Raw genomic sequence first — 19,951 nt, 5'->3', positions numbered from 1 at the left:
CCGAGGTGTCAGGGCGTGCGCCCCTTCTCTGCCGACTGGTCTCCACTCACCCCGACTGGTGTGGTCACGGACGGACTGCGGTGGTGGATCACGCTGTGGAGTTGTCGATCGTACGTTTGTGCAGCTCAAGGCAGCCCAAAGAAGGGCTCTCAGTTCGCCAGCCTCGCCATGCGAGACATGTTGAACATGTCTCTTACGATGACGATAAGCCGACGCTGCGTCAAGTCCTTCGGTTGGTTCGGCCGGTGATTCCCGACCGCGCATCACTAGATTCGGCGTTCCAGCCCCGTCGGAACACGGCGCGCCTGGACGGCTACGCTCCGACTTCGCTACGGTCGAGTCGTCCCAGATCGTCCAAGCGCCGCAACGTCGTCCAGGGGAGGGCGCGATGGCCAACGAGAGGCTGCGAGGTGCGATCCTCGCCAGCAAGTTGACGATTGAGCAGATCGCCGAACGGCTAGGAACGAGCCCGCGGACGGTAGAGCGGTGGGTGGAGGCCAAAGATGGGCGTCGGCCCTACCGGCGCTTCCAGTATGCGCTCGCCAACCTGCTGCAGCGGGACTTGTCAGAGCTGTGGCCTGACGAGCAGACCAGCAGCGCAACGGCCGAGGCCGGCCGGGCGGAGTTGGTGAAGCTCTACCCCCACCGGGCAGTCGTCCCGAAGGAGCTGTGGACCTCGCTCTACGCGAAGGCCACGCGGCACTTCGACCTGGTGGTCTACGCGGGCTTCTGGCTCTCCGAGGACCCGCTTTTCTTCCGGCTCATCCGAGAGAAGGCCCAGGCAGGCGTGCCCGTGCGGCTCATGCTGGGCAATCCCGATAGCCCCGGGGTGGCCCAGCGGGGCGAGGACGAGGGGATCGGGCCCGCTATGGCGGGCAAGATCCGGAACGCGCTGGCCAACTACGCGCCGCTGTTCGGGATCCCCGGAGTCGAGTTCAGGCTCCACTCGACGACGCTCTACAACTCGCTCTACCGCGCCGACGACGACCTGCTCGTCAACGGCCACGTCTACGGGGTCGGCGCCTATCTGGCCCCGGTTCTGCACCTCTCGCAGGTGCCCGGTGGAGAGCTGTTCAGTACGTACGCGGCGAGCATCGAACGCATCTGGGAGGGCTCCCGGACCATCACCTCGCCCCAGCTCGAAAGTGAGGCCGCAGTATGAGCCGGATCGACTACTTCCACGACCCGGCCGCGCCGCCGGCGAACTCCGTCGTGCCGTCCGTCACCGCGGTGGTGACGGACGGAGTGGGACGCCTGCTGCTGATTCACAAGACCGACAACAACCACTGGGCGCTTCCCGGCGGCGGCCACGACATCGGGGAATCCGTCGCGGACACGGTGGTCCGCGAGGTGCGCGAGGAGACGGGAATCGACGTCGAGGTCGACTCCGTCGTGGGCCTGTATACGGACCCGGGGCACGTCATGGCGTACGACGACGGGGAGGTCCGCCAGCAGTTCTCCATCTGCTTCAGGGCCCGGCCTGTCGGCGGCGAACTACGGACGAGTTCGGAGTCGAAGGAGGTCCGCTGGGTCGACCCAGCGGACCTCGACGACCTGGACATTCACCCGTCCATGCGGCTCCGGATCACGCACGGCTTGGATGCCACCCGGGTGCAGCCGCACATCGGTTAGGCCGTGGCGCGAGCTTGAATCAGCCGGCTGTCGATCCGGCGTGCGGCCGCGTCAATCTCCGGCTCGGCTCGCCGGATGAACCGGCCGACGATGCTGTCGGGCCCGTACCGGCCGACGATCTCCGCGATCCGGTCGGGCGTCGTCGTCGGTGTGCCGTCCGGCGTCGTCGTCATGTCGCAGTAGATCAGCGCGTCCACCAGGTGCGGCTCCTCTAGCGGGAACTCCACCTCCAGCTCTTGCCGCAGGCCGCGCTCCTCCGCTTCGAGCAGCGCGCACGAGTGGTGAGCCACCAGCCGCACGACGCGCTCGTCGACGTTCTCCGCGCGCAGGAACCGCGCGCCGTCGAGCGGGTGGAATCCGGTGTCGACGATCTGCGGCGAGTAGCCGACGTCGTGCAGGACGGCGGCGGCCTCCAGCAGCTCCGCGTCCGGGCCGAGGATGCTGGCGAGGGTGCGCGCCTTGTTGGCCACCCCCTTGGAGTGAGACCAGCGGCGGGGAAGGTCAGTGGACAGGAGGGACTCGGCAAGCTCGTATGCCCACACGGCTGTATCTGCTCCTCGTTGATTGTGGTCAGGACTGATCGCCGGGAAGCGCTCGGACGTGCCGGCCCTTCCCGTGACGCACTTCCAGAACGCCGGCGCCCTCCAACTGTGCGAGGGCGCGTCGGACGGTGCCCCGGGACGCCCCGGTCTCCTTGGCCAGCTGCAGTTCTGAGGGGAACGGGTCTCCGATGCTGAGCTTCGCGGCCAACGCGGTGATCTGATCGAGCACCGCCGGCTTCTCCTCTTGTCCCACGACGACCCAGCCGACACCGGGCTTTGACCGGATCAGCCCCTCTGTGGCGAGCACGTCCAGCGCACGCTTCACAGTCGTGCGGGCGACGCCGTACGTCTTCATCAGGCCCGCTTCTGATGGCAGCGATGCGACTGTCGCATCGCCACTGAGCGTGGCGCGCAGGGCGTCGGCAATCCGAAGGTACGTGCCGCGCGGACTTCGCTCGGGCACTGGCCGCTCCTCTCGTAAGGCTGGTACCTAGACAGGATGGACGACGGTGCCACGCAGCGGCCAGCTTCAGGGTCAGCCCGCAGGGCTTTCTAGCTGTGGGGCCGCTCTGTGCGCAGAGGCCCTCGTGTGCGGTAGATGGCGGTCGACGACATTGCCGTCGAAGAGGGCTGAGGTCGACGTCGAAGGTCCATGGCTGCACGTCAGAGCCATTGCAAGGCAAGCGTGTCAATGAGATTCCCGAGTGCGGAGTGTGGCGGACGGCTTGACTGCGGTCGCTGGACCCCCGCCCGTAAGCTGTGTCCGTCCACCCAGTTGGCCTAAGCGGGGAGCCATGGCGCAGCACGACGACGACGACGACGTTTGGGCAGACGAGGCGCTAGATGCATCTCGCGAGGACGAAGTGGAAGGTGGAAGAACTCCAAAGAATCCCGAAGAGAAGCCATTGGAGACGCTCCTGGTCGAGAAGCTCGACAAGATGGGTTTCGGCCTCCTGGGGATAATGAATAGTTCCCTCGCATTTAAGGCGAACTCCAAGTGGGGGGGTCGACTTTCCTTGGAGGTTCACCTGCCCAAGGAGTACTGTGAAGTACTCTCCACTCAGCTTCGGGGAAAGGTGGAATCCTGCACAAGCCTCGCAGGAATCGTAATTCCCGAGCAAGGATATATTGAGGTACTGGTTCGACCAAATCAGGCTTCGTCAATGCCTACAACATTTCTCGTCAGGCGCCTGTCTGTCCTGAGCTCAGACAGTGACGTAGATTGCCCAAATGGGTGCAGCGAGGCTGGCTTTCCATCGCTCCGCCTGTATCGGATCCAGCAGGGCTCTGAAGAGGTTCAAATTCGGCTCCATGGGAAAGATGCTTGCCTTCAGATTTCCGGCCCCTCTCCGGCATGTCACATCCTGTCCAATTATGGATACCGCGAGAGCCCGCGACACGTTCTGTCGATTCGCGCGATCTTCGGAAAGAAGATGTCGCGGACAGAGATCGAAGAGAGCTTCGAGCCGCTCCTGAATTCCTTGCTCTATGAGCTAGACGTAAGAAACCATGTAATTCTGCGCCCCGTCAAGTGGCGCAGTAGGGCTGAACGGAGACGCTCGTCGATCACGCGCGATCCCGTAAAGACGGTCCGTTATCCGGAAATTAGAGTAAATCCGGAAACCTCGGTCCTTTTTGGATTTGCGGGAAGCGCCACTGGAAATCCCCCGCTCGCCTTTCTGTCTTACTATCAAATTCTCGAAAGCTTCTTTCCGCTGGCGGGGCGCAGGAGCGCGCTGAACCTGCTGAAGGTCGAGCTTTCCGATCCTCTGTTCGATCGCCGCCAGGATCGACACCTCATGCGCCTGTTGGCTGTTGGTGAAAGTGCCGCAGCTGCGTCCGAATCGGCGCAGCTCAAGGTTCTTATTGATGAATTTGTCCGGCCCGGTAAATTGCGCGAGTTCTTCGAGGATGACTGGGAGAAGCATTTCACCAAGGTGGGGCCGATTAAGGGCATCTCGGAAAATATCAACCTTGAAAACCGGCAGACGCCGCTGGCCAGTCAAGTGGCAGAGCGTGTCTATAGAATTAGAAATCGTATCGTCCATGCCAAGGATGATCCGAAATATGATAGCGTCCCCGCACTGTTGCCGCAGAGCGATGAAGCTGAGTCGCTCTGGCCGGACATTGAACTCGTTCGCCTCCTGGCCTACGAGGTCATTCTGAGCATTCAGACACGTGGTGGCTGACCCCGGAACGGTGGAGGGTCGATGGCACTATGTAAGGCTCTCCACTTGCTGTGGACGTGAGTGCGAACTGAGTCACAATTGACCCGGAATTCGGCGGACAGCCACGGGCGTGCCGTGGCCGCGCTAGATCGGGGGGAGTATGGCGGTGGGCCGCAGCCCCGGGCGGTGGGCGGCCAGTACGGGGGCCGGTCAATCCTGGCAGAGCCGGCGTCCGCCCTTGGGCCGCCTGTGGGCCGTGCGGGGGTGGCCATTGGCGGCCGATAGCGCCCACTGTTGACCGCTCTGTGGCGGGCCTCCGCCGGTGGGGTGAGGGTGGTTCAGCGGGGGCATCGGCCGTCCATCAGTTCCTGCGCAACAAGAAGCAGGAGTGGGAGGAGTACCGCTCCGAGGTCACCCCCTTCGAGCTGCGCAAGAACCTGCAGGTGCTGTAGGGCCGCGGGAGACCGGTGTCGCGCCAAGGGTGAACGGGCCCGCCGTCGTTCCAATGGATGACGGCGGGCCCGCCGTTTGGGTTGGCACGTTCACCGATGGCTGTATGTGAGGGGATTGTGACGTTGCGTTGTGATCCGATAAGCGGGATCGATCGATCCACTTTCCCCTGAGAGGACCCCATGCCCTCCTCCATCGTCAGCCGTGCCGCCACCGCCCGCCTGCTCGCCCGCCGGGTCGGGATCGCGGGGGTGGCCGTTGCCGCCGTCGCCGGACAGTTGCTCTCCTCGCCGATCGCGGACGCCCGCGGTTCGGGTCCCACCGGGCCGGAGCTGCGTGCCGACACCATCTCCGAGAACCCGCTGCCGTTCACCACGCGGTTCGAGGGTGACTTCCACGGGTCCATCACGCGGATCAGCAACAGCCTGATGACCTGCGACGAGACCCAGCCGCCGGTCGACCCGGCGCAGCCGTCGTGCGTGGAGGCCCGGACGGGGGCGGGCAGCAGGCCGATCAACAACAACTACCAGATGAAGTACGTCAACATCGATCCGGGCAGCATCGGCCCGCTCGGCGACGCGATCTACTCGGCCAGCTCGGCCGACCTCGGGCTGATCGAGGGCTCCCAGGTCAAGTACGCCCGGCTGTACTGGGGCGGCACCCGGGGCATCGGCGACACGGTGCTGCCGGAGAGCCAGATCGACGAGGTCTACCTGAAGGTCCCGGGCGAGAGCCAGTACCGGAACATCGCGAACGACCAGCCGTCCATCGGGTACATCACCACCAGCGAGGAGAGCAGCTACCAGGCCTCCGCCGACATCACCGACCTGGTCAAGAGCGCCGGCAACGGCAGCTACACCGTGGCCAACATGGACTCGGTGGTGAAGCCGCACAGCTGGGGCGGCTGGACGATCGTCATCGCGTACGAGAACGTGTGCAAGCCGCTGCGCCACATCCACGTGTGGGACGGCTTCCAGGTGGAGCTGCCGAACAGCCCCGCCCGCCAGTTCGACCTCACCGGGCTGCAGACCCCGGCCACCGGGCAGCTCGCCGGCAAGCTCGGCTTCGTCGTCTACGACGGCGACCTGAAGTGGACCGGCGACACCCTGGCGGTGAAGTCCACCACCGGGCCGGAGGCGATCTTCAGCGACCTCAACCACGCCTCCAACGACGCGTTCAACTCCACCATCGAGGAGCTGACCCCGGCGGACCAGTTCGTCCGCACCCCGTACTACCGCAACAACTTCGGCTACGACTCCAACCGCTGGGACATCTCGCCGTACCTGCGCAACGGTGACACCAGCCTCACCATCAAGTTCGACACCGACGAGGACGGCTACGACCTCGGCGTCTTCTACGCCTACGTGAACCTGGACGGCTCGCTGGAGGGCTGATCCCGCGTCACCGACCGGCGCCGCTGCCGCACCACCCGCACCGGGGAGTGCGGCAGCGGCGTTCCGCGTGCCGCCGGGGCGCCGGGGGCAGTACCGGGGGCACCGCGCAGCAGCCGCTCGCAGGGGCGCTCCACCCACCGGTAGAGCGCGCCCGCCGAGGCCAGGGTCACCGCGGCGAGCAGCAGCTCCACGGCGAGCAGCGCCGCCGTCCCGGACGGCCGTCCGACCGTCCACAGCCAGCAGCGGATGCCGATCTCGTGCACCAGGTACCAGGCGTAGGACCACTCGCCGAGGCGCACCGCCCACCGCCCCGCCAGCAGCCGGGGTCCGCCGCCCGGCCCGAGGTCGCGCCGGGCGGCGGCGGCCAGCAGGGCGGCGAACAGCGGCGCCGGGACGAGCTGGGCCGCGCTGTACGGGCCCCACCACAGGGTGTCGGGGACGGCCGCGTGCCACGGCACCAGCAGCGCGTGCCAGCCGGCCACCGCCGCCGCGGCGGCCGCCAGCGGCACCCGGGGCAGCAGCCCGTGCCGCACCGCCAGCCCGGTGACCACGCCGAGCAGGAACTGCGGGGTGCGGGTCAGCGGCAGGTAGTCCAGCAGCCAGCCGCGCAGGGCCGGATCGGCCGGCAGCAGCGCGCCCGCCGCCCAGAGCGCCGGTCCCAGCGCCGCGCACCCGGCGGCCACCGGCAGCCAGCACCGGCGGCGCGGTGCCAGCACCCGCAGCAGCAGCGGGAACAGCAGGTAGAACCACGCCTCGGCGCCCAGCGACCAGGACGCCGGGTTGCCGCCGAGCACCGTCTCCGGCGCCCAGGTGTGCAGCAGCGGCAGCGACCACAGCGCGGCCACCGCGAGGACCGCCCGGCCCAGCACGGCGTCCGCGCCGAGCGAGAGCGCCGTGGCCAGCGCGTGCAGCGGCCAGATCCGGGCGAAGCGGCGGCGGAAGAAGGACCGGGCGGGGACCGGCGAGCCCTGGTACGTCCAGGCGAGCACGAAGCCGGAGAGGACGAAGAAGAAGGTCACGCCGGAGCGCCCGTACCAGGCGAGCGGCCCGAGCAGCGGCAGCTCGCCGACCTTGCGCGACAGGTGGTACAGCACCACCAGCAGCGCCGCCCAGAAGCGCAGCCCGGTGAGCGAGGGCAGACGGCTGGGCATCGGACGCTCCGGGGGAGGGGCGGGCAGGGACGGACGCCGGGTGAACGAGCACGCCCGGCGCGTGGTCACGGACGGCACGGCGGGGGTCGGGCGCGTAGCCTGCTGGGGCGGACGGACGGAGGGGCGATGACGGTGGAGGAACAGCGGGCCGGCAGCCGGGTGAGCCGGCCGGAGATCAGGCTGGTGCGGCGCGGGTTCACCGACCCGGCGCGGGCGCTGCGGCTGCTCGCCGAACCGGCGCTGGACGGCCTCGCGGCGGACCCGCTGCTGCTCGACGCGCTCGCCGCCACCGCCGACCCCGACCTCGCGCTGCTCGGGCTGTCCCGGCTGCTGGAGGCCGCCGACCCGGCCGACCGGCGGACCCTGCGGGACACCCTCACCACCTCCAAGCCGCTGCGCGACCGGCTGCTCGGCGTGCTCGGCGCCTCCACCGCGCTCGCCGACCACCTGGCCCGCCACCCGCACGACTGGCACGTGCTGGTGACCTTCGAACTGCGCGACATGCACCCCGGCCCGGAGGACTTCCGCCGCGCGCTCGCCGAGGCCGTGGCCGCCGACGCCGCCGACCCGGCCGGCCGCCCGGCCGACGCGCTGCGGATCGCCTACCGCCGCTGCCTGCTGGCCGTCGCCGCCCGTGACCTCACCGGCACCACCGACCTCGCCCAGACCGCCGCCGAACTCGCCGACCTGGCCGGCGCCACCCTGCAGACCGCCCTCGACCTGGCCCGCGCCCAGGACCCGGACGCCGCCGCGGCCTGCCGGCTCGCCGTCATCGGCATGGGCAAGTGCGGCGGGCGCGAACTCAACTACGTCTCCGACGTCGACGTCATCTACGTGGCCGAGCCGCGCGAGGGCGTCGACGAGCAGGAGGCCGTCCAGGCCGCCACCCGGCTGGCCGCCGCGCTCACCCGGCTGTGCGCCGACACCACCGGCGAGGGCACCATCTGGCCGGTCGACGCCAACCTGCGCCCCGAGGGCCGCAACGGCCCGCTGGTCCGCACCCTGGCCAGCCACGTCGCGTACTACCAGCGCTGGGCCAAGACCTGGGAGTTCCAGGCGCTGCTCAAGGCCCGCCCGGTGGCCGGCGACCCGGAGCTCGGCGAGGCGTACACCGCCGCCCTGGCGCCGATGGTCTGGCAGGCCGCCGCCCGGGACAACTTCGTCGCCGACGTGCAGCAGATGCGCCGCCGGGTGATCGACTCGATCCCCGCCACCGAGCTGGACCGCCAGCTCAAGCTCGGCCCCGGCGGGCTGCGCGACGTCGAGTTCTCCGTCCAGCTGCTCCAGCTGGTGCACGGCCGCACCGACGAGGCGCTGCGCAGCGGCAACACCCTGGAGGCGCTGGCCGCGCTCTCCCGCGGCGGCTACGTGGGCCGCGCCGACGCCGCCTCGCTGGACACCGCCTACCGGTTCCTGCGCTCCCTGGAGCACCGGATCCAGCTGCACCGGCTGCGCCGCACCCATCTGATGCCCACCGGCGAGGAGGACCTGCGCCGGCTCGCCCGCTCGCTCGCCCCGCTGATCAACGACGACACCCGGGCCGACCCGGTCGCCGCGCTCCAGCGGGAGTGGAAGCGGCACGCGGTCGAGGTGCGCCGGCTGCACGAGAAGCTGTTCTACCGGCCGCTGCTGGACGCCGTCGCCGAACTGCCGCCGGGTGCGGCCGGCCTGCGCCCGGAGGCCGCCCGGGCCCGGCTGGAGGCGCTCGGCTACGCCGACCCGGCCGCCGCGCTGCGCCACCTCACCGCGCTCGCCTCCGGGGTCAGCCGCAAGGCCGCCATCCAGCGCACCCTGCTGCCGGTGCTGCTCGGCTGGTTCGCCGACTCCGCCGACCCGGACGCCGGGCTGCTCAACTTCCGTCTGGTCTCCGACGCGCTCGGCCGCACCCCCTGGTACCTGAGGCTGCTGCGCGACGAGAGCGCCGCCGCCGAGCAGCTGGCGCGGGTGCTCTCGGCCGGCCGGCTCGCCCCGGACCTGCTGCTGCGCGCGCCTGAGGCGGTCGCCGTGCTGGGCGACCCGCAGGGCCTGGTGCCGCGCGGGCGGGCCGCCGTGGAGCGGGAGGTGCTGGCCGCCGTCGGCCGGGCCGACTCCACCGCCGCCGCGGTGGCCGCCGTCCGTTCGGTGCGCCGCCGCGAGCTGTTCCGCACGGCCGCCGCCGACGTGCTCGGCCGGCTCGGCGAGGACCCGGCGCACGCGCTGGACACGGCCGGTGAGGCGCTCACCGCGCTGAACGCCGCCACCCTGCAGGGCGCGCTGCGCGCCTGCGTGGCCGGCTGGGAGGCCCGCAACGGCGCGCTGCCGACCCGGATCGCGGTGATCGCGATGGGCCGGTTCGGCGGGCACGAGCTGGGCTACGGCTCGGACGCGGACGTGCTCTTCGTCCACGAGCCGCTGCTCGGCTCGCTGGAGGAGGACGCCGCCCGGGCCGCCCAGGCGGTCTGCCTCGAACTGCGCGCCCTGCTGGCCGCGCCGTCCACCGAGCCGCCGCTGGAGGTGGACGCGGACCTGCGCCCGGAGGGGCGCAACGGCCCGCTGGTGCGCTCGCTGGTCTCGTACGCGGCGTACTACCGGCGGTGGTCGCACGCCTGGGAGAGCCAGGCGCTGCTGCGGGCCGAGCCGGTGGCGGGCGACCCCGGGCTGGGGGAGCGGTTCCGGCAGCTGATCGACCCACTGCGCTACCCGGGCGCCGGGGTGCCTGAGCGGGACCTGCTGGAGATCCGCCGGATCAAGGCCCGGATCGAGGCCGAGCGGCTGCCGCGCGGCGCCGACCCGACCACCCACACCAAGATCGGCCGGGGCGGGCTGGCGGACGTCGAGTGGACCGTCCAGCTGTTCCAGCTCCGGCACGGGCACGAGCTGCCGGGGCTGCGCACCACCCGGACCAGGGCGGCGCTGGCGGCGGCGGCCGGGGCCGGGCTGGTCGGGGCCGAGGACGCGCAGGTGCTGGACGCGGCCTGGGTGCTGGCCTCCCGGGTGCGCTCGGCGGTGATGCTGGTGCGCGGGCGGCCGGGCGACTCCTTCCCGGCGGACGCCCGGGAGCTGGCGGGGGTGGCCCGCTACCTGGGTTACGGGGTCGGGCACAGCGGGGAGCTGGTGGACGACTACCGGCGCACCACCCGGCGGGCCCGGTCGGTGGTGGAGCGGCTGTTCTACGGGTGAGCGGAACGCGAGAGGGGCCCCGGACGAACCGGGGCCCCTCTGCTCGTTCGTGTCCGCCGGCTAGCGCCGTACGGTGCTCACGGTGGGTTCGCTCCACTGCTCCGGGACGGTGACCGGCCCCGGAGCGGCCGGCCGCTCCTCGCGGGCGGGCACCTGCGGGAGCCGGTAGACCCACGTGTGGTAGAACCAGCGGGCGGCGAGGAAGCCCACCAGCAGGCACAGTTCACCGCCGACGGCGTCCATCCAGAAGTGGTTGGCGGTCGCGACGATCACGACCAGGGTCGCCGCCGGGTAGAGCAGGCCGAGCACCCGCACCCAGGTCCGGCGGGCCAGGAAGAAGATGGTCAGACCGCACCACATCGACCAGCCGATGTGCATCGACGGCATCGCGGCGTACTGGTTGGAGACGTGGGTGGCCGGGCCGGAGGCCATCGAGCCCCAGGTGTTGTGCGTCAGCACGGTGTCGATGAAGCCGCCGTCGGTCATCAGCCGGGGCGGGGCCAGCGGGAAGAAGTAGAAGCCGACCAGCGCGATCGCGGTGGTGACGAACAGCACCGTGCGCACCGCGACGTAGCGGCCCGGGTGCCAGCGGTAGAGCCAGACCAGGACGCCGATGGTCACGACGAAGTGCAGCGTCGCGTAGTAGTAGTTCATGCCGGTGATCAGCCAGCCGACGCCGTCCACCGCGTGGTTGATCGAGCGCTCGACGGCGATCCCGAGGGAGTTCTCGAGGTCCCAGATCCAGCCGGCGTGCTTCTGCGCCGCCGCCTCCTGCTCGGGGACGGCGTTGCGCACCAGCGAGTAGATCCAGTAGCTGAGGCCGATCAGTGCCAGCTCGAACCAGATCCGCGGTCGCGCCGGGGAACGGCGCTGGTCGCGGACGCGGGTGCGTAGGGCGGACATACGGGTCTGGGCCGCGCGGGTGGCACCGTCGGGCATGCGGCCGCCGTTCTGCTGGATCTCGGTCGGTTCCCCCATGGACGAGAAGTCTGCCAGACGTTCCGTAGCCGTCCGCTCATCCTCCGGAAGTGGATTCTTCACCGGCTGTCCCCCTTGAGAGGTAGGGGGTGGCTCCCACCGGGGGAGGGGGTGCGATCGGGTCTGGCGCGAACCGGTGGGACGGGCATACGACCCATTGTCATGCCGGAGGGGCGGGGTGGCGCAATCGGGGGTGGGGCAGACCGGAAGGGGGTGCATTGTCCCTGCCCGAAACAGTTTCTGCATCTTGCTGAAACATATTGCAGACCGCTAGCGTCTCGGCAACCCGACCACCCTCACCCCCGCAAGGGAGTCCTCCGTGGCCCAACTCCCGCCCCGCCGCAGGCGGAGCATCCCCCGCAGACCGGGCCGGACGGCGGTGCTGCTGGCGGCCTCGCTGACCGCCGCCACCCTCGGCACCGCCGGTCCGGCCGCGCTCGCCGCCGCCCCGCCCGGTCCGCCCTCGGACGCCGCGCTCGCCGCCACCGCCGGGCGCCACGACCTCACCCGCGAGCAGTTCTACTTCGTGCTGCCGGACCGCTTCGCCAACGGCGAGCGGGGCAACGACACCGGTGGCATCGTCGGCACCCGCCTGGACCACGGCCTCGACCCGGCCGACAAGGGCTTCTACCACGGCGGCGACCTGGCCGGACTGATCCAGCGGCTCGACTACATCCAGGACCTCGGCACCACCGCGATCTGGATGGCACCGATCTTCGCGAACAAGCCCGTCCAGGGCACGGGCGACAACGCGAGTGCCGGCTACCACGGCTACTGGATCACCGACTTCACCCGGGTCGACCCGCACTTCGGCACCAACGAGCAGCTCAAGGAGCTGATCGCCAAGGCCCACGCGCGCGGCATCAAGGTCTTCTTCGACGTCATCACCAACCACACCGCCGACGTCATCGACTACCGGCAGCAGCAGTACGGCTACCGCAGCACCGGCGCCTACCCGGTGCTGGACGCCGAGGGCAACCCGGTCGACGAGACCGCGCTCGCCGGTGCCGGGGCCGGCGCCGGGGCCGGCCCCGCGGCCGGCTGGCCGAAGCTCACCAGGGACTCCTTCCCCTACAGCCCGGTCTTCCGCAAGCCGGCCGACGCCACCGCCAAGACGCCGGCCTGGCTCAACGACCCCGCGCTCTACCACAACCGGGGCGACTCCACCTTCGCCGGCGAGTCCGCCACCGAGGGCGACTTCTCCGGCCTCGACGACCTCGACACCCAGAACCCCAAGGTGGTCAAGGGCTTCGAGAAGGTCTACCAGCAGTGGGTCGAGGACGCCGGCGTGGACGGCTTCCGGATCGACACCGTCAAGCACGTCAACATGGCCTTCTGGCAGCAGTGGGCGCCCGCGCTCAAGGACTTCGCCGCCAAGCAGGGCAACAAGAAGTTCTTCATGTTCGGCGAGGCCTACTCCGGCGACCCCGCGGTCACCGCCCCGTACGTCACCAAGGGCAGGCTCCAGGCCACCCTCGACTTCCCGTTCCAGAACGCCGCCCGCTCCTACGCCTCGCAGGGCGGCTCGGCGCGCGCCCTCGCGGACCTCTACGCCCAGGACCACCGCTACACCACCGCCGACACCGACGCCTACGAGCTGCCCACCTTCCTCGGCAACCACGACATGGGCCGCTTCGGCTCCTTCCTGCTCGCCGACAACCCGGGCGCCGACGAGGCCACCCTGCTGAAGAAGGACCGGCTCGGCAACGAGCTGATGTTCCTCACCCGCGGCCAGCCGGTCGTCTACTACGGCGACGAGCAGGGCTTCACCGGCGCCGGCGGCGACCGGGACGCCCGGCAGGACCTCTTCGCCTCGCAGACCCCCTCCTACAACACCGACCGGGTGCTCGGCGGCGCCCCGGGCTCCGCCGACCGCTACGGCCGCGACGGCGCGCCGTACCGGGACATCGCCGCCCTGGCCGCGCTCCGCCGCGACCACCCGGCGCTCGCCGACGGCGCCCAGATCGAGCGGTACGCCGCCGACGGCCCGGGCGTCTACGCCTTCTCCCGGATCGACGCCGCCCAGCAGGTCGAGTACCTGGTCGCGGTCAACAACGCCACCGAGGCGAAGACCGTCACCCTGGACACCTTCTCCGCCGGCCAGGGCTTCGAGCGGATCCACCCGGCCGCGGGGGAGCGGACCACCAGCGGCGCCGACCGCAGGGTCACCGTCACCGTGCCCGCGCTCTCCTCCGTCGTCCTCAAGGCCGCCGGGAAGCTCGCCGCCCCCGCCGCCGCGCCCGCGATCACCCTGAAGGCGCCCGCCCAGGGCTCCACCGGCACCGTCACCGTCGGCGCCGAGGTGCCCGGCGGCGGCTTCGGCCGGGTCACCTTCGCCGCCCAGACCGGCGACCGGCCCTGGCAGGTGCTCGGCACCTCCGACACCGGGGCCTACGCCGTCACCCAGGACCTCGCCGGCGTGGCCCCCGGCACGCAGGTCCGCTACAAGGCCGTCGTCCAGGACGCCGGTGGCCGGCTGAGCTCCGCCACCGGCGGCTTCACCACCGGCACCCCCGCCCCCGAGCCGGTGCCCACCGCCACCACCCGCCCGTACGCGGTCGTCCACTACCAGCGCAAGGACGGCGACTACGACGGCTGGAACCTCTACGCCTGGGGCGACCTCGCCGACGGCGAGAGCACCCCGTGGCCGGCCGGGCACCCCTTCACCGGCCGGGACGCCTACGGCGCCTTCGCCTACGTGAAGCTCAGGCCCGGCGCCTCGGACGTCGGCTTCATCGTGGAGAAGAACGGCGTCAAGGACGTCGACGCCGACCGGCACATCGACCTCGGCTCCACCGGCGAGGTCTGGGTGACGGAGGGCGACCCCGCCGTCCGCACGGCCGATCCCGGCCCGGCGAACACCCCGCCGGCGAACACCGCCGTCCTCCACTACAACCGGGCCGACGGCGACTACGACGGCTGGGGCCTGCACACCTGGACCGGGGCCGCCGCCCCCACCGACTGGGGCAACCCGCTGCGGCCGGTGCGCCGCGACGCCTTCGGCGACGTCTTCGAGGTGCCGCTCGCCGCCGGCGCGACCAGCCTCGGTTACATCCTGCACCGGGGCAACGACAAGGACCTGCCGAACGACCAGTCCCTCGACCTGACCGGCACCGGCCGCGAGGTCTGGATCCTCGGCGGCCGCGAGGGCTACCTGCTGCCGCAGACCGCCTCCTCCTCCCAGCTGGACCCCGGCTCGGCCAAGGCGCAGTGGATCGACGCGAGGACCGTCGTCGTCCCGGCGAACTACGGCGCGGGGGACGCCGCCCTGGCGAGCGGCACCAGCGCCCAGCTGGTCTACGACCCGGCCGGCGGCATCCGCGCCGAGAGGAACGGCACGCTGAGCAAGCCCGGGCGGTGGATCCGGCTGGCGCCCGTCCAGGGCGGGCTGACCGACGCCCAGAAGGCCGCGTACCCGCACCTGGCCGGCTACCGCGCCTTCACCGTCGACCCGCGCGACACCGCCCGGGTGCCCGCCGCGCTGCGCGCCCAGCTGCTCTTCACCGAGCACCTGCCCAGCGGCGCCGTCCTGGCCGCCACCGGCGTGCAGATCCCCGGCGTGCTCGACGACCTCTACGCCCGCCGCACCGGCCGGGTGGACTTCGGCCCGGCGTACTACAACGGCAAGGTCGCGCTGTCGCTCTGGGCGCCGACCGCGCAGGAGGTCTCCGTCCAGGTCTTCGACACCGCCACCGGCGGCACCCCGAGGACCCTGCCGCTCAAGCGGGACGACGAGACCGGCGTCTGGGAGGTGGTCCGCGACCGGGCGGAGCTGGACGGCAGGTACTACCTGTACCAGGTCAAGGTCTGGGCGCCGTCCGTCCAGCAGGTCGTGGTCAACACCGTCACCGACCCGTACTCGGTCGCGCTGTCCACCGACTCCCGGCGCAGCCTGGTCGCCGACCTCGCCGCCGAGCGGCTCAAGCCCCGGGGCTGGGAGGACCACGCCGTCCCGCCGGCCGTCCCGCTCGGCCGGGAGCAGATCCAGGAACTGCACGTCCGCGACTTCTCGGTCGCCGACGACACCGTGCCCGCCGCCGAGCGCGGCACCTACCTGGCCTTCACCGAGTCCGAGTCGGCCGGCATGAAGCACCTGCGCGAACTCGCCGGGGCCGGCGTCACCACCGTCCACCTGCTGCCGACCTTCGACATCGCGACGATCCGGGAGAACCGGGCCGAGCAGAAGCTGCCCGCCTGCGACCTCGCCGCGCTCGCCGCCGACAGCCGGCAGCAGCAGGAGTGCGTGGCCGCGGTCGCCGCCGAGGACGCCTACAACTGGGGCTACGACCCGCTGCACTACACCGTGCCGGAGGGCTCGTACGCCACCGACCCCGAAGGGACCGCGCGGACCGTGCAGTTCCGGCGGATGGTGCAGGCGATCCACGCGGCCGGCCTGCGGGTGGTGCTCGACGTCGTCTACAACCACACCGCCGCCGCGGGCCAGGACGGCCACTCGGTGCTGGACAGGGTCGTCCCCGGCTACTACCAGCGGCTGGACGCCGACGGCCAGGTGACCACCGACAGCTGCTGCGCCGACACCGCGCCCGAGCACGCCATGATGAACCGCCTGGTGGTCGACTCGGTGACCACCTGGGCCCGCGCGTACAAGGTGGACGGCTTCCGCTTCGACCTGATGGGCCTGGACCCGAAGTCCACCATGCTGGACGTGCAGGCCGCGCTGCGCCGGATGACCCCGGCCTCGGACGGCGTGGACGGGAAGAACATCCTGCTCTACGGCGAGGGCTGGAACTTCGGCGTGGTCGCGAACGGCGCCCGCTTCGAGCAGGCCACCCAGCAGAACATGGCCGGCACCGGCATCGCCACCTTCGACGACCGGATCCGTGACGCCGCCCGGGGCGGCGACTTCCAGCTCTCCTCGGCGCCGCGGCAGGGCTTCGCCTCGGGCCTGTTCACCGACCCGAACGGCTCGCCCGACAACGGCACCCCCGAGGAGCAGAAGGCCCGGCTGCTGCGGCAGATGGACCAGCTGAAGGTGGGGCTGACCGGCAACCTGGCCGGCTACTCCTTCACCGACAGCTCCGGACGGACCGTCACCGGCGGGGACGTCGACTACAACGGCGCCCCGACCGGCTACGCGGCCCGGCCCGGCGAGGCCGTCGCGTACGTGGACGCGCACGACAACGCCGACCTGTTCGACGCGCTCGCGTACAAGCTGCCGCCCGGCACCGCGCCCGCCGACCGGGCCAGGATGCAGGCGCTGGCGCTGTCGCTGACCGCGCTCTCCCAGGGCCCGGGATTCGCCCAGGCCGGCAGCGACCTGCTGCGCTCCAAGTCGCTGGACGCCAACTCCTACGACTCCGGCGACTGGTTCAACGCCATCCACTGGGACGCGGCGCAGGGCAACGGCTGGGGCCGGGGCCTGCCGCCGGCGGCGGACAACCGGGAGATGTGGCCGGCCGCCGGGGCCCTGCTGGCCGATCCGCGGCTGACCGTCGGCGCGGCCGACATCCGGGCGGCGAGCGCGCAGTACCAGGACTTCCTGCGGATCAAGCGCTCCTCGCCGCTGTTCTCGCTGCCCACCCTGGCGGCCGTCCAGCAGCGGCTCTCCTACCCGCTGTCCGGCACGCCCGGCGAGCTCCCCGGGGTGATCACCCTGCACCTGGACGGCACCGGGCTGCCGGGCGCGGAGAAGGGCGTCACCGTGGTGTTCAACGCGACCCCGACCGCGCAGAGCCAGACCGTGGCCCCGCTCGCCGGGACGGCCCAGGCGCTGCACCGGGTGCAGGCCCAGGGCGGCGATCCGGTGGTGAAGCGGGCCGGCTTCGACGCCGCGACCGGCACCTTCACCGTGCCGGGCCGCACCGTGGCGGTGTTCGTGCAGGGCTGACGGACCGTGGGGCCCGGGCCCCGTGCCGCCTCCGGCGGTGCGGGGCCCGGACCGTTTCAGGGCGCTTTCGGTTCCATTCAATGTATGGACTTGTCCGAAAACCGCCCATGGCACGGCCGGAAAGGTGACGTGCCGCGTCCGTCCGGCGCTGCCCCGCGCCGTCCTGGCCCCGGGCGGCTCCGGGGCGGGTCCTGAGCGCTGGTCAGTGCCCGCCGGAGGTGATCAAACCTTTTCGGCGGGAATGAAAACGATCTCCGGAAGTTCTTGCCGCCGTAACACCGCCGCCCTCCTGACGGATGTACGGGCCGGTAGCTAATCGGCCAATCCCTGGCATGCATCTGTCATTAACGGCTCGTTTGCTGCCACGATTCCCCCGGCTGCAGACGAGGGGGCCCCACCTCCCGGTGCAGCCGTCCCAGGTGAGGAACAGCGCGTCCCCTGCCGGAAAACGCTCGACCACCTTGCTCCGCAACCGCACCCGCGCCGCGTATCGGCGGCGGGGGCCCCCACTGAGTCGCAACCCCGCGGCCAGGTTCTCTCCACCGTCCGCGAACCCCGCGGCGGTCGGAAAAGGAGTCCGCATGTCCCGTTACGCCCACGCCCGGAAGGCAGCGGTTGTCATGGCCGCTACCACCGCGCTGCTGGTGACCGGTATCCCGGTCATCGCGCAGGCGGCCACCCCTGACGCGCCGGCGGCGGTCGCCGCGCAGCAGGCGAGCCGGGCCGAGCTGATCGCCTCGGCGACCCAGCAGACCGCCGGCCTCGCCCAGACCCTGGGCCTGACCGGCGACGAGAAGCTGGTCACCAAGGACGTCGTCCAGGACGCCAACGGCGCCCGCCACCTGCGCTACGAGCGCACCTACGCCGGCCTGCCGGTGCTCGGCGGCGACCTGATCGTGCACCAGGACGCCACCGGCGCCACCACGGGCGTGACCAAGGCCAGCAGCGCCGTGCTGAGCGGCGTCAACACCACGCCGAAGCTCGCCGCGCCGAAGGCCCAGGAGGCCGCGCTGGCCGCCGAGTCCGGCTCCGCGCTCGACACCGCCCCGCGCCTGGTCGTCTGGGCCGCCGACGGCACCCCGAAGCTCGCCTGGGAGACCGTCGTCTCCGGCAAGCAGGAGAACGGCACCCCGAGCCGCCTCAAGGTCGTCACCGACGCCGCCACCGGCGCCGTGCTGAGCAAGGTCGAGGGCATCAAGACCGGCACCGGCAACGGCGTCTTCGTCGGGACCGTGCCGCTGACCACCACCCAGAGCGGGTCCTCGTACCAGCTCAAGGACGGCACCCGCGGCGGTCAGTACACCACCGACATGGGCAACCGGACCACCGGCAACGGCACGCTGTTCTCGAAGTCCACCGACTCCTGGGGCAACGGCGCGGCCAGCAACCGCGAGTCCGCCGCCGTCGACGCCCAGTACGGCGCCGCCGCCACCTGGGACTTCTACAAGAACACCTTCGGCCGCAGCGGCATCCGCAACGACGGTGTCGGCGCCTTCAGCCGGGTCCACTACGACACCGGCTACGTCAACGCCTTCTGGGACGACGGCTGCTTCTGCATGACCTACGGCGACGGCGACGGCGACACCCACCCGCTGACCGAGCTGGACGTGGCCGGCCACGAGATGAGCCACGGCGTCACCTCGGCCACCGCCAACCTCAACTACTCCGGCGAGTCCGGCGGCCTCAACGAGGCCACCTCGGACATCTTCGGCAACGCGGTGGAGTTCTACGCCAACCTGCCGAAGGACAACCCGGACTACCTGGTCGGCGAGCTCATCGACATCAACGGCAACGGCACGCCGCTGCGCTACATGGACAAGCCCTCCAAGGACGGCCGCTCGGCCGACTCCTGGTACTCGGGCGTCGGCAACCTGGACGTGCACTACTCGTCCGGTGTCGCCAACCACTTCTTCTACCTGCTGGCCGAGGGCAGCGGCGCCAAGGTGATCAACGGCGTCAGCTACAACAGCCCGACCGCCAACAACGTCACCGTCACCGGCATCGGCCGGGACAAGGCGCTGCAGATCTGGTACAAGGCGCTGACCTCGTACATGACCTCCACCACCAACTACGCCGCGGCGCGCACCGCGACGGAGAACGCCGCCAAGGACCTCTACGGCGCGGGCAGCCCCGAGGTGATCGCGGTCGGCACCGCCTGGGCGGGCGTCAACGTCGGCACCGTGCCCCCGAACCCGGGCGGCGTGACCGTCACCAACCCGGGCAACCAGAGCACCAAGGCCGGCACCGCGGTCAACCTGGCGATCAAGGCGGCCGGTGGCACCGGCGCGCTGACCTACTCGGCCACCGGCCTGCCGGCCGGGCTGTCGATCAACGCCTCCACCGGCGTGATCACCGGCACCCCGACCACCATCGGCAACTCCAGCGTCACCGTGACGGCCAAGGACTCGGCGGGCAAGACCGGGACCACCAGCTTCACCTGGGCGGTCACCGACCCCAACACGAGCTGCACCCCGGCGCAGCTGCTCGGCAACGCGGGCTTCGAGACGGGCACGGCCGCGCCGTGGACCGCCTCCAGCGGCGTGGTCGACAACTCCTCCTCGCAGGCGGCGCACGGCGGTTCGTGGAAGGCGTGGCTGAACGGCTACGGCTCGACCCACACCGACACGCT

General features: G+C 71.1%; 11 protein-coding genes and 1 pseudogene. 8 read left to right on the top strand and 4 right to left on the bottom strand.

All coding sequences use genetic code 11. From position 1 onward, the window contains the following. Positions 1 to 388: 388 nt before the first annotated feature. Together ABT238_RS37270 and ABT238_RS37265 are read left to right on the top strand one after the other, a co-directional pair. A complete protein-coding gene (locus ABT238_RS37270) occupies positions 389 to 1,162 on the top strand; it encodes a helix-turn-helix domain-containing protein (RefSeq protein ID WP_350806406.1) in 774 nt (257 codons plus the stop codon). Then, positions 1,159 to 1,632 (top strand): NUDIX domain-containing protein, encoded by a 474-nt coding sequence (locus tag ABT238_RS37265; protein WP_350806404.1) that lies wholly within the window; start codon positions 1,159 to 1,161, stop codon positions 1,630 to 1,632. Before ABT238_RS37270 ends, ABT238_RS37265 begins: the two co-directional genes overlap by 4 nt. Here the strand turns inward: ABT238_RS37265 and ABT238_RS37260 are convergent. Beyond that, a complete protein-coding gene (locus ABT238_RS37260) occupies positions 1,629 to 2,174 on the bottom strand; it encodes an HD domain-containing protein (protein ID WP_350806399.1) in 546 nt (181 codons plus the stop codon). The genes ABT238_RS37265 and ABT238_RS37260 overlap by 4 nt on opposite strands. Before the next feature lie 28 nt (positions 2,175 to 2,202). Beyond that, positions 2,203 to 2,637 carry a GntR family transcriptional regulator gene (locus tag ABT238_RS37255; RefSeq protein WP_350806395.1) on the bottom strand — a complete coding sequence of 145 codons (435 nt, stop codon included), beginning with the start codon at positions 2,635 to 2,637 and terminating at the stop codon, positions 2,203 to 2,205. Positions 2,638 to 2,968: 331 nt separating this feature from the next. Here ABT238_RS37255 and ABT238_RS37250 point away from each other — a divergent pair, with 331 nt between their 5' ends. The 3 genes and pseudogenes from ABT238_RS37250 (at position 2,969) to ABT238_RS37240 (ending at position 6,186) form a co-directional block, all read left to right on the top strand. Then, positions 2,969 to 4,363 carry a hypothetical protein gene (locus ABT238_RS37250; RefSeq protein ID WP_350806389.1) on the top strand — a complete coding sequence of 465 codons (1,395 nt, stop codon included), beginning with the start codon at positions 2,969 to 2,971 and terminating at the stop codon, positions 4,361 to 4,363. Between the two features lie 344 nt (positions 4,364 to 4,707). Beyond that, positions 4,708 to 4,794, top strand: a pseudogene (locus ABT238_RS37245) (glutamine synthetase); the annotation flags it as partial. Between the two features lie 180 nt (positions 4,795 to 4,974). Continuing rightward, positions 4,975 to 6,186 (top strand): hypothetical protein, encoded by a 1,212-nt coding sequence (locus tag ABT238_RS37240; RefSeq protein ID WP_350562438.1) that lies wholly within the window; start codon positions 4,975 to 4,977, stop codon positions 6,184 to 6,186. Here the strand turns inward: ABT238_RS37240 and ABT238_RS37235 are convergent. Beyond that, on the bottom strand, positions 6,153 to 7,337 hold the full coding sequence (locus tag ABT238_RS37235) for an acyltransferase family protein (RefSeq protein ID WP_350806377.1): 1,185 nt from the start codon (positions 7,335 to 7,337) through the stop codon (positions 6,153 to 6,155). The genes ABT238_RS37240 and ABT238_RS37235 overlap by 34 nt on opposite strands. Positions 7,338 to 7,463: 126 nt before the next feature. Here ABT238_RS37235 and ABT238_RS37230 point away from each other — a divergent pair, with 126 nt between their 5' ends. Next, complete coding sequence (locus ABT238_RS37230; protein ID WP_350562442.1) at positions 7,464 to 10,496, top strand: bifunctional [glutamine synthetase] adenylyltransferase/[glutamine synthetase]-adenylyl-L-tyrosine phosphorylase; 3,033 nt, start codon at positions 7,464 to 7,466, stop codon at positions 10,494 to 10,496. A 60-nt stretch (positions 10,497 to 10,556) separates the two neighbouring features. On the opposite strand, the gene ABT238_RS37225 is transcribed toward ABT238_RS37230, so the two are convergent. Beyond that, on the bottom strand, positions 10,557 to 11,474 hold the full coding sequence (locus ABT238_RS37225) for a phosphatase PAP2 family protein (RefSeq protein WP_502891498.1): 918 nt from the start codon (positions 11,472 to 11,474) through the stop codon (positions 10,557 to 10,559). Between the two features lie 319 nt (positions 11,475 to 11,793). Between ABT238_RS37225 and pulA the strand changes: the two genes are divergently transcribed. Next, positions 11,794 to 17,322 carry a pullulanase-type alpha-1,6-glucosidase gene (gene pulA, locus ABT238_RS37220; RefSeq protein WP_350806372.1) on the top strand — a complete coding sequence of 1,843 codons (5,529 nt, stop codon included), beginning with the start codon at positions 11,794 to 11,796 and terminating at the stop codon, positions 17,320 to 17,322. A gap of 581 nt (positions 17,323 to 17,903) precedes the next feature. Then, positions 17,904 to 19,951 (top strand): M4 family metallopeptidase (locus ABT238_RS37215; RefSeq protein WP_350806368.1); only part of this gene is annotated, 2,048 nt, incomplete at its 3' end.

Origin of the sequence: Kitasatospora sp. NPDC001527, assembly GCF_040298605.1 — a bacterium.
Lineage (GTDB): Bacteria > Actinomycetota > Actinomycetes > Streptomycetales > Streptomycetaceae > Kitasatospora.
Note: the sequence above shows the minus strand (reverse complement) of the source record. Positions and strands in the feature narration are given on the sequence as shown.

Bases quoted from the DNA above. Each gene is read 5' to 3' on its own strand.
- ABT238_RS37270 (WP_350806406.1), top strand. From the start codon at position 389: ATGGCCAACGAGAGGCTGCGAGGTGCGATCCTCGCCAGCAAGTTGACG.
- ABT238_RS37265 (WP_350806404.1), top strand. From the start codon at position 1,159: ATGAGCCGGATCGACTACTTCCACGACCCGGCCGCGCCGCCGGCGAAC.
- ABT238_RS37250 (WP_350806389.1), top strand. From the start codon at position 2,969: ATGGCGCAGCACGACGACGACGACGACGTTTGGGCAGACGAGGCGCTA.
- ABT238_RS37240 (WP_350562438.1), top strand. From the start codon at position 4,975: ATGCCCTCCTCCATCGTCAGCCGTGCCGCCACCGCCCGCCTGCTCGCC.
- ABT238_RS37235 (WP_350806377.1), bottom strand. From the start codon at position 7,337: ATGCCCAGCCGTCTGCCCTCGCTCACCGGGCTGCGCTTCTGGGCGGCG.
- ABT238_RS37230 (WP_350562442.1), top strand. From the start codon at position 7,464: ATGACGGTGGAGGAACAGCGGGCCGGCAGCCGGGTGAGCCGGCCGGAG.
- ABT238_RS37225 (WP_502891498.1), bottom strand. From the start codon at position 11,474: ATGGGGGAACCGACCGAGATCCAGCAGAACGGCGGCCGCATGCCCGAC.